This is a genomic window from Pseudomonas sp. AK-TSAG1-1 (assembly GCF_056821665.1).
Genome location: NZ_CM165965.1, coordinates 5,833,682 through 5,846,123 on the forward strand (window position 1 = coordinate 5,833,682; position 12,442 = coordinate 5,846,123).

8 protein-coding genes are annotated in these 12,442 nt (G+C 62.4%); 2 read left to right on the forward strand and 6 right to left on the reverse strand.

Annotated elements, in window-relative coordinates; genetic code table 11:
• Positions 1–322: 322 nt before the first annotated feature.
• Genes AC1UK9_RS26455 through pilG form a run of 6 tightly spaced genes read right to left on the reverse strand, consistent with a single transcriptional unit; the run spans position 323 to position 10,212 of the window.
• A complete protein-coding gene (locus AC1UK9_RS26455; RefSeq protein ID WP_025109158.1) occupies positions 323–793 on the reverse strand; it encodes a chemotaxis protein CheW in 471 nt (156 codons plus the stop codon).
• Complete coding sequence (locus AC1UK9_RS26460) at positions 786–6,710, reverse strand: Hpt domain-containing protein (RefSeq protein WP_482578782.1); 5,925 nt, start codon at positions 6,708–6,710, stop codon at positions 786–788. Before AC1UK9_RS26460 ends, AC1UK9_RS26455 begins: the two co-directional genes overlap by 8 nt.
• 11 nt (positions 6,711–6,721) lie before the next feature.
• Positions 6,722–8,776 carry a methyl-accepting chemotaxis protein gene (locus AC1UK9_RS26465; RefSeq protein ID WP_025109156.1) on the reverse strand — a complete coding sequence of 685 codons (2,055 nt, stop codon included), beginning with the start codon at positions 8,774–8,776 and terminating at the stop codon, positions 6,722–6,724.
• A gap of 55 nt (positions 8,777–8,831) precedes the next feature.
• Positions 8,832–9,371: a chemotaxis protein CheW gene (locus AC1UK9_RS26470; protein ID WP_025109155.1), complete on the reverse strand. Its 540-nt coding sequence runs from the start codon at positions 9,369–9,371 to the stop codon at positions 8,832–8,834.
• 10 nt (positions 9,372–9,381) lie between these two features.
• Entirely contained in the window at positions 9,382–9,747 is a 366-nt protein-coding gene (gene pilH / locus AC1UK9_RS26475) for a twitching motility response regulator PilH (protein WP_025109154.1), read from the reverse strand.
• A 60-nt stretch (positions 9,748–9,807) separates the two neighbouring features.
• Positions 9,808–10,212 carry a twitching motility response regulator PilG gene (gene pilG / locus AC1UK9_RS26480; RefSeq protein ID WP_025109153.1) on the reverse strand — a complete coding sequence of 135 codons (405 nt, stop codon included), beginning with the start codon at positions 10,210–10,212 and terminating at the stop codon, positions 9,808–9,810.
• A gap of 225 nt (positions 10,213–10,437) precedes the next feature.
• Here pilG and gshB point away from each other — a divergent pair, with 225 nt between their 5' ends.
• Entirely contained in the window at positions 10,438–11,388 is a 951-nt protein-coding gene (gshB, locus tag AC1UK9_RS26485) for a glutathione synthase (RefSeq protein WP_482578783.1), read from the forward strand.
• Between the two features lie 153 nt (positions 11,389–11,541).
• Positions 11,542–12,441 carry an energy transducer TonB gene (locus tag AC1UK9_RS26490; protein WP_482578784.1) on the forward strand — a complete coding sequence of 300 codons (900 nt, stop codon included), beginning with the start codon at positions 11,542–11,544 and terminating at the stop codon, positions 12,439–12,441.
• Position 12,442: the final 1 nt, after the last annotated feature.

Here is a 12,442-nt window from a genome sequence, read left to right on the forward strand (position 1 = left end):
CCGCTCCCACAGGGGATCGGTGGCGTACGCATAATCTGTATTCACTGAAGATCCAATGTGGGAGCGGGCTTGCTCGCGAAGAGGCCAGCCGACGCATCGCAAATTCTGGATCAGTCTGTCTTTAAACAGTTGGGCTGAAGGAAGTTTATGGCGCTGTAGAGATTGAGGGTTTGCCTGTCGGATTGGGGTGTGGCGACTGACGTCTTCGCGAGCAAGCCCGCTCCCACAGGGGATCTTCGGTGAGCGCAAATTTTGTGCACAAATCTACTGTGGGAGCGGGCTTGCTCGCGAAGAGGCCAGCCAGCCCCCCATAAAGGCTGGATCAGTGAACCAGTCCCGCATCCACCAACAACTGCTCCAACCCCAACAAATCCGGCACCTTCGCCACTTGCTCCCCGACCTGCACCGCCGCCTGCTCCAGCGCACACAACGGGACATCAACATAGCTCAACTGGCTGTCGAGCTTGTACGAACGCGGAATCCCCTGCACCAGCAGCGCAATGAATTTGAGCTGCGGCAAGCCACCGAGGGCGTTGAGGATGACGATCCGCGCGCGCTCGCCGATGACGATTTTCTGCCCGCAGGCCGACTCGAAACTCAGCAACGGAATCTGCCGTTCACGCCAGCTCACCCGCCCCAGGTACCACGGCGGTGTGTCCAGGTCGAAAGCGCTGGCCTGATAGTCGATCAGCTCGGCCACGGCGACGTTGGGCAGGATCAGATTGCGGTCGGCCAGCGGCAGCAGCAAACCGGTGAGTTGGCTGGTGCGCGCGTTGTGGCGGCGCTCATGCATGTTTCTTGCTCCAGTGGGCAATGCTTTCGAGCAGCACCGATTCCTGGTACGGCTTGCCGAGGTAGTCGTTGACGCCGATGACCATTGCACGGTCGCGGTGTTTCTGCCCGGTGCGCGAGGTGATCATGATGATCGGCAGGTGTTGTAGGCGTTCGTCGTTGCGCACCTGGGTGGCGACTTCGAAGCCGTCCATGCGCGGCATTTCGATGTCGAGCAGCATCAGGTCGGGCATGTGCTCTTCGAGCAGCAGCATCGCATCGACCCCGTCCTTGGCGGTCAGCACGTTCATGCCATGACGTTCGAGCAAACGGCTGGTGACCTTGCGCACGGTGACCGAGTCGTCGACCACCAGCACCAGCAGTGGTTTCTGCGGCTCGCTGTCGATTTCCGCATGCGCCGGACGCTGCGCTACCCGCGCCTGCATCGCGCGGATCGGCGCCAGCAGGTCGAGAATCAGCACCACCCGGCCATCGCCGAGAATCGTCGCCCCGGACACTCCCTGCACCGCGCCGAACTGCGGGCCGAGGCTCTTGACCACGATCTCGCGGGTGCCGGCCATCGCATCGACCTGCACCGCGATGCGCCGGTCATTGCACTGCACCAGCAGCACCGGCAATGGCAGGCTCTGGCCGAGCAGTTTCGGCCGGGGCGCGGTTTTCAGCAGCTCGCCCAGGTAACACAGTTCATGGCGCTGACCGCCGTAGTGATAGCTCGGCGGATCATTGCGGAAATGCCCCTCCAGATCGTTCGGCAAGACGCGGACGATGCCTTCGATGGTGTTCAGCGGAATCGCATACTGATCCTCGCCGCACTGCACCATCAGCGCCCGGTTGACCGACACGGTGAACGGCAAGCGAATGCGGAAATGCACGCCCTGCCCCCGCACCGAATCGATACTCATGGTGCCGCCGAGCTGACGGACTTCTTCGTGGACCACATCCATACCGACGCCGCGCCCGGAAATCTGGGTGATCTTTTCAGCGGTGGAAAAGCCCGGCTGGAGGATGAACTGCAGCACGTCGCGGTCACTGATCTCGGCATCCGGCGCCAGCAAGCCACGCTTGATCGCCTTGCGCCGCACCGCGTCCAGCGGCACGCCGGCGCCGTCGTCGCGGATATCGAAAACGATGTCGCTGCCCTCGCGCGACAGGTCCAGGCTGATCGTGCCCTGCGCCGGTTTGCCCGCCGCCAGTCGTACTTCGGCGGACTCCAGGCCGTGATCGACGGCGTTGCGCAACATGTGTTCCAGCGGCGCCGCCATGCGTTCCAGCACGTTGCGATCCATCTCGCCTTCGGCGTTGTCGATGATGAACGCGACGTCCTTGTTCAGCTCTTCGGCGACCTGCCGCACGATGCGCTTGAGCCGTGGCAGCATCCGTTCGAACGGCACCATGCGCGTGCGCATCAGGCCTTCCTGCAATTCGGTGTTGATCCGCCCTTGTTGCTGCAACAGGTTCTCGGCGTCGTGGTTGCGACGGTCGAGGGTTTCCTTGAGATCGAGCAAGTCGGAGGCGGACTCGAACAGCGCCCGCGACAGTTGCTGCAACTGCGAATGACGGTCCATTTCCAGCGGATCGAATTCTTCATAACCGAGGCGTTCGGCATCGACCTGCTGACGGCTGAGAATCCGCCCCTGGGTTTCGGTGTCGAGCCGACGCAACTGATCGCGCATACGCTCGATAGTGGTTTCCATCTCGTTCAGCGCGGTTTGTGCATCGCTGACCTGTTGCTCGATACGCCCACGGAAAATCGAGGTTTCACCGGCCAGATTGACCAGCTCATCGAGCAGCTCGGCGGACACCTTGACCATGTCCGCAGCGGCATCAGCGGCTGGTGCCGCAGGCTCGGTCTTGGTCGGAATCGGCAGCAGCGGCGGCGTGTCGGGCGTCGCCGGGTGGCTGAAATTCTGGATCGCGCTGATCAGCCGATCCGCTGGCGGGCACGGCTGTCCGGCACGCACGCCATCGAGCATTTGCGCCAGTCGATCGTGCCCGCGCTGCACCAGCGCGAACAGTTCGGCGGACGGTTGCAGCACACCGCTGACGAGGCTTTCGTAGAGGTATTCCAGCTCATGGGCGAGGTCGCCGATCGGGCCGATCTCGACCATCCGCGCGCCGCCCTTGAGCGTGTGCAGGTCGCGCAGCAGGGTTTCCACTTCCTGGCGATTGCCCGGCTCGGCCTGCCAGCGCAGCAACGCCGCGCCGGAGTTTTCGATGATGTCGAAACCTTCTTCGAGGAAGATCTCCAGCAGCTCCGGGTCATGCGCGGCGCTGTCGTGATCGGCGGCCGGTTGCGCGGCTTCGGCACTGCCGGATGCGCCCTGACGGAACTGGCGGATCGCCTCGATCAGCTCCTGCGCCGGGCGCAGTGGCTGATGGTCCTGCAACTGCTCCAGCAACAAGGCCAGGCGGTCATGACTCTTGTGCAGCAAACGCCCCAGCCTCTCGCTGTGACTGTAGCGACGATCCACCAGCCCTTCGTAAAGACCTTCCAGCTCATGGGCCAGATCACCGATGGCATCGACTTCGGCCATCCGCGCGCCGCCCTTGAGCGTGTGCAAGTCACGCTGCAACGATGACAGCGGCGCGCCGTTGTCCGGGTCGCCCAACCAGCGCTGCAAGGCCTGGCCGGCGCTGTCGAGAATGTCCACCGCCTCTTCAAGGAAGATCTCGACGATCTCGTCGTCCGGGGCGGTCTCGGCATTGGCTTGGGCGAGTTCGGCAGTCGCTGCACCCAGCTCATGGATGCTCAAGGTGCGACTGCCGTCGCTGCGGATCAGCCCCATGGACGTCGGGTCGAGGCTTTCATCCAGCAGTTCGTGCAAGGCGCGGATACGCTGCGGCTGCGGCGTGACTTCCTGGCCGGCGGCCAGTTCGTCGAGCATGTTGATCAACGCTTCGTGGGCGTTCTGCGCTTCCTGGAAAAACCTTTCGCTGACCGCCAGGCTGCTTTCTTCCACCGCGCCATAAAGGTCGAGCAAGGCTTCGCACAGCACGTCCACCGGCAGCAGATCGGCGAGGTGTGCGCCCTCGCCCAAAGTGGTCAGTTCATCCAGCAGCGCGCTGAGTTCCTGGCGCTCGCCGGGGTGTTGCTGCCAACGCTGCAGCAGGCTCTCAGCGTCGAGCAGAATGTCCATGCCCTGAGCGAGGAAGTTATTGATCAGTTGCGGGTCGCGCTTGACCCGCAAACCGGTATTCGGCGCATTGAGGATGGCTTCCAGACGTTCGGCGAGCAGTGTGCCCGTGCGTTTGATCAGCGACTGTGCACCGACAATCGGCGCCAGCGGATCGTGCTTGAGCTGACGCAGGCCAACGCGCAACAGGCCTTCGGCTTCGAGCAGCAATTCCACTTCGTCCAGGTCGAGTGGCAACTGATGTGCCTTGAATTCACGGGCCAACTGATCCAGTGGTGCCGCCAGTTCGGCAATCGGCAGCACGCCGGCCATCGACGCACTGCCCTTGAGCGTGTGCAAGGCGCGCTGCAACTCGTCGCTGGCCTGCAGCGGCACATGCTCGGCGGCCTGATCGAGAAAACGGTTGAGGCTGGCGAGGTGGGTTTCGGCTTCGTTGCGGAAGATCTCCAGCAACAGCGGATCCAACGCGGCAACGTCGGCGCCGTCTTCCTCGGCCGGCGCCGCAGCGCCTTTGGCCAAGGCGTGAGCGCGGGCCGCGAGTTGATCGACGTCGCTGCGCTGACGCTGGCGCTGAGTGGCGAATTCGCTGATCAGCTCCGGCAGCAACAGCACGCTGTCCTGGAGCAACTGTTTAACCTGCGGGCCGGGCTCGACGCTATGTTCCAGTACGCGGTTGAGCAGGTTTTCCACTGCCCACGCCAGCTCGCCGAGAATCAACGCACGAACCATCCGCCCACTGCCCTTCAAGGTGTGAAAGGCCCGGCGCAGTTCCGTCAGCGCGGCGCGGTCATGGGTGTCGGCCGTCCAGCGCGGCAGGTATTCGTGCAGAACCTCGAGCACCTCATCGGTCTCTTCGAGGAACACTTCGCGCAGTTCATCGTCCACCGGTTCTTCATCGGCGGGCGGCGGCATCAGGCTGCCGGGGGTGATCAAGGCTGGCGGGTTGACCGCCGACACCGGGCTTGCCAGCACATCGGCCAGCGACTGCACGGTCTCGGGGTCATCCAGCGCTTGCAGGTCCTGCATCACCAACGCTTCGCCGGGGCTGAGCACATCGTCGAGCAGCGGCACATGCGGTTCGCCGGGCTGCTCGTCGAGCGGGTCCTTGGGAAAGAAACCGAGGCTGGCGAGGCTCTTCTGTGCGACGTCCAGCAGGGGCTCGTTCGGCGCCTGCGGATCGTCGCTCAGACGCTCGAGGTAATACTCAAGGCTGGTAATGACGTCGGCCAGATTATCCAGCTGTTGCCAGCCCGGCTCATGGGGATCGAGCAGCAGATGCTCGCGGATGAAACGGTTGCAGGCTTCGACCAGGCTCGCCGCCCGGCTCAGCGGAATCATCGCCAGCGCGCCGCGCACCTGGGTCAGCAGCTCCGGCAACGGTTGCAATTGCTGGCGATCCCAGTCGGCGTCGATGTAGTCGACGATCATCTCCTTGGCCTGTTGCAGGCAGATGCGCGCTTCCTTGATCACGATCTGGTGGATCTGCGTCAGGTCGGTGGTCGGCAAGCGCGCGTCTTCGGGGCTTTCCGGCTCCACCTTGCCGACCATCCCGGCCAGGTTCGCTTCGACGTAGAGCAAGGCGCCAGCGACGTCCATCAGCGTGGCGTCACTCGGCTCGCGTTGGCCCTGAGCGAGGCTGAGCACCACCGCCAGTTGATCGATGATGACCTTGCGCGGCTGGCCGAAACCGAGCACTGCCAGGGTGTCGGCGATTTGCCGCAGCGGTGCCAGCAGGCTGTCCAGGTCCGAGGCATGCTGGCGGTCGCTGCGCACGAACAGATCAAGCCGCTCCTTGACCCGCACCAGTTCTTCACACAATGCCGTGAGCACCGAGCGCATCGCATCGCGGTCGGGGCCGGCCAGGCGCGCGCGTTCTTCGTCGAGCATCGCGCTGTCGGGCAACGCGTCGTCCAGGGAGTAGCGATCTTTCATGGTCAGCATCTGCCCGGTGGGATGTTCGGCTTTGGCAATATAGAACAGCAGGCTTTTGAGCAGCTCCGCCGGCGGCGGTTGATTGAGTCCGTGCATGCCCTGTTCGAGCAGGCGCTTGAGCTCCTTGTCGGCATCCTTGAACAGGCTGCGCAGCGCGGGACTGTTGGCAATCGCGCCTTCGCGCATGCCTTCGACCAGCGCCGATGCCACTTGCCACAAGGGGCTCAACGGCGCGTCGCCGCTCAAGGCTTCAAGTCGGCTGAAGACTTTCGCCAGGTAATCCAGATGCGTCTGGTCATCCTGCTCGCGCAACAGACCGACCAGCGCCATTTGCAGCATCTGGCGCAACTTGCGCAGCACGTTCGGCAGTTCCGCAGGCTCCAGCAGCGCCAGCGCTGCATCGCTGAGCGGCGACAACTGGAGCAATTGCGGGCTGAACAGGCTGGTTTCCGAGAGCAGGCTTTCGCCCCGCGCACTGCGCAGATCGTTGATCAGCGGCAGCACCACCAGTGGCAGATCACGGCGGGCGCTCTGCACGCGGTCGAGGTAGATCGGCAACTGTCCAAGAGCTTGCAGCAGCAGGTGCAGGGCTTCTTCACGATGGCTGACACGCTCGTGCTGCAAGGCCTCGACCAAGTGTTCCATCTCTTCGGCGAGCAAGGCGGCGCCGTAGAACTCGACCATCTGCAAGCTGCCGTGCACCTGATGAATGTAATCGAGGCACTCGTCCAGCCCAGGAAAGGCCTGCGGATCATCAAGCACGGCTTCAATCGCCTGATGCGCCTGTTTCAGCGTTTCGGCAATTTCGCCCTTGACCCATTCGAGGGCCACGTAATCATGCCGGTCACCCATAACCACTCCACTCACGCCTTGTCCGTCGCGGACGCCGACGGCAAGGTGAAACCGGATACCGAACGGCGCAGCTGACTGGCCATCTTCGCCAGGTTGCCGATGCTCTCGGCGGTGGCGGTGGAACCGGACGAGGTCTGCGTGGTGATCTGCTGGATCACGTTCATCGTCAGGGAAATCTGTCCGGCCGACGAGGTCTGCTGCTGCGCCGCGTTGGAAATGCTCTGGATCAGCGCCGCGAGGGTCTTCGACACGCCTTCGATTTCTTCCAGGGCCACCCCGGCATCCTGCGCCAGCCGCGCGCCGCGCACCACCTCGGTGGTGGTCTGCTCCATGGAAATCACCGCTTCGTTGGTGTCGGTCTGGATCGCCCGCACCAGGGTCTCGATCTGCCGGGTGGCGGCGGACGAACGCTCGGCCAGACGCTGCACTTCATCGGCTACCACGGCGAAACCGCGCCCGGCATCCCCGGCCATCGACGCCTGAATCGCCGCGTTGAGGGCGAGGATGTTGGTCTGATCGGCAATGTCGTCGATCAGGCTGACGATGTCGCCAATCTCCTGCGAGGATTCGCCCAGGCGTTTGATCCGCTTGGCGGTGTCCTGAATCTGTTCGCGAATGTTGTCCATGCCGTGGATGGTGTTGTGCACCACCTCGTTGCCTTTGTTGGCGATCTCCACCGAACGCTCGGCCACCGCCGAGGACTCAGCGGCGTTGGCCGACACCTGGTCGATGGATTGGGCCATGTCGCTGATCGCTGTCGAGGCTTCGGAAATCTGCTGCGCCTGATGCTCCGAGGCCTGGGCCAGGTGCATCGCGGTGGCCTGGGTTTCCTGCACAGCGGCGGCCACCTGGCCGGCGGTGAGGTTGATGGTAGCGACCAGATCGCGCAGTTGGTCGACCGAGTAGTTGATCGAGTCGGCGATGGTCCCGGTGAAGTCTTCGGTCACCGACGCGGTGACCGTGAGGTCGCCGTCGGCGAGGTCTTCGATTTCGTCGAGCAGGCGCATGATCGCGTTCTGGTTGCGCTCGTTCTTCTCGGCGGTCTCGCGCAACTGGCGATTGGTTTCACGGACCATGACCATGCCGATCAGGATGATCGAGGCCAGCGCCAGCAACCCCAACACGTAGCCGCCGATGGTATCGGTGCTGCGCCCGCCGGCGAGGTTTTCGAAGCCGGTGGCCAGATGTGAAGCTTCATCGAGCAGGGTCTGCGACAGGCTGAAGATGTTGCCGGCCGACTCACGGACCTTGAACAGCTCTGGCGAGGTTTCGAGGATTTCATCCACGGAGCCGGAAACAAACTGGAACAACTCGGAAATATCACTCAGGCGCGCACGGGCATCGCGGTCCTCGACCTGGCTGATTTTCAGGGTCGGGTTGCCCTGCAGCATGCCATTGAGCACCTGGCCGAAACGGGTGGCGTCGCGCCCAAAGGCGTCGGCGGCCTGCTGCGAATTCTCGTCGCCGGCCAGCACGGTGTTGACCGCGCCGAGGATACGTTCGGCCAGCAGTGATTGGCGCTGGGCCATCGCCACTTGCGCGGCCGGCGCGCCGCGTTGCAGGAGGATTTCGACGACTTTTTCGTATTCGATCTGCAACTGCGGCACAGTTTCGGCCAGCGTTGCGGCGACCTGATGCAGCGACAGCACGGTCTGCTCGCTGGAGAGAATGGCATCGGTGTTTTTCAGCAAGCGCTCCCAATCCAGCTGCACGGCGCGCATTTCAGGGCGCACGGTGGCCGGGGCGGGTGGCAGGCCGGTGGCCGGGTCGCCCTTCTTCAGATAACCCCAGCGCTGGGCGAAATCGTTGCGCGCATCGCTGAGCAACTTGAACGCGGCAGCCTTGCCGGCGGCGGCTTCGGTGGCGTTCTTGGCGATGCGTTGCGACAGCACGCGCAGCTCACCGGCGTGGCCGATGTACTGTTTGTCGTAGTTGGCCTGGGTGTTGAGGTACGCGAAGTTGGCGAACAGCAGCATGATGAACACGATCAGTGCGATGAACAGCACGATGATCTGCGAGCGACTGCGCGATCCTTCCGCCGACTTGCCTGTTTTTGCTTTTGTCATCGGTCCTCGCCTATGAAACCTGCCACGGTCCAATGTGGGGTTTGTGGTGTTTCGACTAAATTGCGACGCTCATGAACACCGGCGATTTGGCCAGCGCAAACAGGCTGAACACCCGCCAGTTCTGCTCGCGCCGGAAATAGCCTTTGACGAACTCGGCCTTGGAGCCCTGGCGCTTGCTGATCGAGATCGGCTCGAAGCTGCCCTGTTCGAAGTGCTGCAGGCCGAACACCTCATCGACCAGCAGCCCGGCGAATACGTCCTGATGCTCCACCACCAACACCCGCCGCTGTTTGCGCAGTGGCGACAGTTCGTGACCGAAAAACCCGCACAGGTCCATGATCGGCAGCAAGCGCCCACGCAGGTTAGCCACCCCTTTGACCCATGGCTTGACCCCGGGCAACTGAGTGAAGCGCGGCTCGTGCAGCACTTCGCTGACTTCGCCCATCGGCGCCACGTACCAGTGCTCGCCGAGGCGAAAACCGATGCCGCTCCAGCGATCCTGGCGACCGGGCTGCGACGGCAGGTCCGCCGCCAGCAGGCGGCAGCGCTGGTCGATCTGCCACAGCAACTCGAACGCGGTCAGCGATTCGCTCATGGCGGCGCGATCAACCGGCCAGCACGTTGTTCAGGGTCTTGATCAGCATGTCTTCCTCGACCGGTTTGGTCAGGTAATCCTTTGCGCCCTGACGGGTGCCCCAGACCTTGTCGGTTTCCTGATCCTTGGTGGTGATAATGATCACCGGGATGTGGCTGGTCTCGGCATCCTTGGTCAACTGGCGGGTCGCCTGAAAACCGTTGAGGCCCGGCATGACGATGTCCATCAGCACGGCGTCGGGTTTTTCCTGACGGGCCAGCGCTACGCCGTCGGCGCCGTTTTCGGCCTTGAGCACTTCATGGCCGTGCTTTTCCAGCATGCCGGTGAGTTTGTACATTTCAGTCGGCGAATCATCGACGATCAGGATACGTGCCATGGTCTTCCCCATTTTTCTTGTCGACATCCGGCCCGCTGGCCGAGCGTCTCTGTACGTGTCTTACTGCGGCAAAACGGCGGCGAAGCCCGGAACGTGGGCCTGGATCGCGTTGAGCAGTTCTTCCTTGCTGAAAGGCTTGGTCAAAAATTGATCAGAGCCGACAATCCGCCCCTTGGCCTTGTCGAACAGCCCGTCACGCGACGACAGCATGATCACCGGCGTGGACTTGAACGCACTGTTGTTCTTGATTAAAGCGCAGGTCTGATAACCATCCAGACGCGGCATCATGATGTCGACAAAAATGATTCCGGGATGGTTGTCGGCGATCTTGGCCAACGCGTCGAAACCGTCGATGGCCGTGATGACCTCGCAGCCCACATTCTTCAACAGCGTTTCGGCGGTGCGACGAATCGTTTTCGAGTCATCGATCACCATGACCTTCAAGGCGCTGGACTGCTGTTCCATAAGGGGGCTCTACCGTCGCCTTTGCGAATCAAATTGTCCGTTTTGCGATGAGTAATGGCTGGAAACCCTTGATGCTCAAGGGCCAGCACGCTATGCCAGCCTTTTTAGCACAGTCTCCAGATGCAATCTATCGACGGGTTTTTCCTTGACCGAAAACCCTGCCAGCGCCACTCTGGCGGCACTTTTTCAATACCGATCCGGTAGCCAATTTTCGAGGAAAACCCAATGAGCGTTCGCGTCGGGATTGTCATGGACCCTATCGCCAGCATTTCCTATAAAAAGGATAGCTCGCTGGCCATGCTGCTGGCCGCGCAGAAGCGTGGCTGGGAACTGTTCTACATGGAACAGCGCGACCTGTATCAGGGCGAAGGTCAGGCCCGGGCACGCATGAAGCCGCTGAAAGTCTTCGCCAACCCGGAAAAATGGTTCGAACTGGACGCCGAGCAGGACAACCTGCTGAGCGACCTGGACGTGATCCTGATGCGCAAGGATCCGCCGTTCGACATGGAGTTCGTGTACTCCACCTACCTGCTGGAACAGGCCGAAACCGCCGGCGTGCTGGTGGTCAACAAGCCGCAGAGCCTGCGCGACTGCAATGAAAAGCTGTTCGCCACGCTGTTCCCGCAGTGCACGCCACCGACCGTAGTCAGCCGTAGCGCCGATGTGCTGCGTGAATTCGCAGCCAAACACGGCGACGTGATCCTCAAGCCGCTGGACGGCATGGGCGGCACTTCGATTTTCCGCCACCGCGCGGGCGATCCGAACCTGTCGGTGATCCTCGAAACCCTGACCGCCCTCGGCACCCAGCAGATCATGGGCCAGGCTTATCTGCCAGCGATCAAGGACGGCGACAAGCGCATCCTGATGATCGACGGCGAGCCGGTGGATTACTGCCTGGCGCGGATTCCGGCTCAGGGCGAAACCCGTGGCAACCTCGCCGCCGGTGGCCGTGGGGAAGCCCGTCCGCTGACCGACAAGGATCGCTGGATCGCCGCACAAGTCGGCCCGACCCTGCGCGAGAAAGGCCTGCTGTTCGTCGGTCTGGACGTGATTGGCGAAAGCCTCACCGAAATCAATGTCACCAGCCCGACCTGCATCCGCGAGATCGACAATGCGTTCGGCACCGACATCGGCGGCCTGCTGATGGACGCGATCGAGAAGAAGCTGCAAGCCTGACGGCCAGCTGCAAGCCTCAAGCCTTAAACATGCAGCTCGAAGCTCGAAACTCGCTGCTGCTCCTGTGCTGCTTGTCGCTTGAAGCTTGCAGCTAAAAACCAACATTGCGTTATCATGCCGAGCCCGTAAAAACGCGATGTTGGTTTTTCTGTCATGACCCTCCCGTCCGATCTGCCCGCAGAACTCGCCCATCGTGGCGTGCGCCCGGCCGATCGCCTCGGATTTACCCTGTTTCTCGCAGCGCTGATTCATTTGGCGCTGCTGCTGGGTGTCGGCTTCACCATGGTCGAGCCCAAGCAGATCAGCAAAACCCTGGAAATCACCCTCGCCACCTTCAAGAGTGAAAAGAAGCCCGAGAAGGCCGACTTCCTCGCTCAGGAAAACCAGCAAGGCAGCGGCACCCTGGACAAGAAGGCGATCCCCAAGACCACCGAGGTCGCGCCGTTCCAGGACAACCTGGTCAAGAAAGTCACCCCGCCACCGGCCGCCAAGCCAGAAGTCCGCGAAGCGGCGCCCAAGGCTGCGGTGACCACGGTGGCGCCGAAACAGCAAAAGGCGCCGACCAAGAAAGAAGAAACCAAAACCGAGACCAAACCTGCAGTTGACGCGCCGACGTTCGACAGCTCGCAGCTGTCCAGCGACATCGCCAGCCTCGAAGCGGAACTGGCCAACGAACAACAGCTGTACGCCAAGCGCCCGCGCATTCACCGCTTGAGCGCCGCCTCGACCATGCGCGACAAGGGCGCCTGGTACAAGGACGACTGGCGCAAGAAGGTCGAGCGGATCGGCAACCTCAATTACCCGGAAGAGGCCCGACGCAAGCAGATCTACGGCAACCTGCGCCTGATGGTCTCGATCAATCGCGACGGTTCGCTGTATGAAGTGCTGGTGCTCGAGTCGTCCGGCCAGCCGCTGCTGGATCAGGCAGCGCAGCGCATTGTTCGACTGGCGGCACCGTTTGCCCCGTTTACCGGCGATCTGTCGGATATCGACCGACTGGAAATCATCCGCACCTGGAAGTTCGCCCGGGGCGACAAGCTCTCCAGCAATTAAG

Excerpts from the sequence above, each read along its gene's own strand:
- gshB (WP_482578783.1), top strand. The coding sequence starts at position 10,438 with ATGAGCGTTCGCGTCGGGATTGTCATGGACCCTATCGCCAGCATTTCC.
- AC1UK9_RS26490 (WP_482578784.1), top strand. The coding sequence starts at position 11,542 with ATGACCCTCCCGTCCGATCTGCCCGCAGAACTCGCCCATCGTGGCGTG.
- AC1UK9_RS26465 (WP_025109156.1), bottom strand. The coding sequence starts at position 8,776 with ATGACAAAAGCAAAAACAGGCAAGTCGGCGGAAGGATCGCGCAGTCGC.
- AC1UK9_RS26470 (WP_025109155.1), bottom strand. The coding sequence starts at position 9,371 with ATGAGCGAATCGCTGACCGCGTTCGAGTTGCTGTGGCAGATCGACCAG.
- pilG (WP_025109153.1), bottom strand. The coding sequence starts at position 10,212 with ATGGAACAGCAGTCCAGCGCCTTGAAGGTCATGGTGATCGATGACTCG.
- AC1UK9_RS26455 (WP_025109158.1), bottom strand. The coding sequence starts at position 793 with ATGCATGAGCGCCGCCACAACGCGCGCACCAGCCAACTCACCGGTTTG.
- pilH (WP_025109154.1), bottom strand. The coding sequence starts at position 9,747 with ATGGCACGTATCCTGATCGTCGATGATTCGCCGACTGAAATGTACAAA.
- AC1UK9_RS26460 (WP_482578782.1), bottom strand. The coding sequence starts at position 6,710 with ATGGGTGACCGGCATGATTACGTGGCCCTCGAATGGGTCAAGGGCGAA.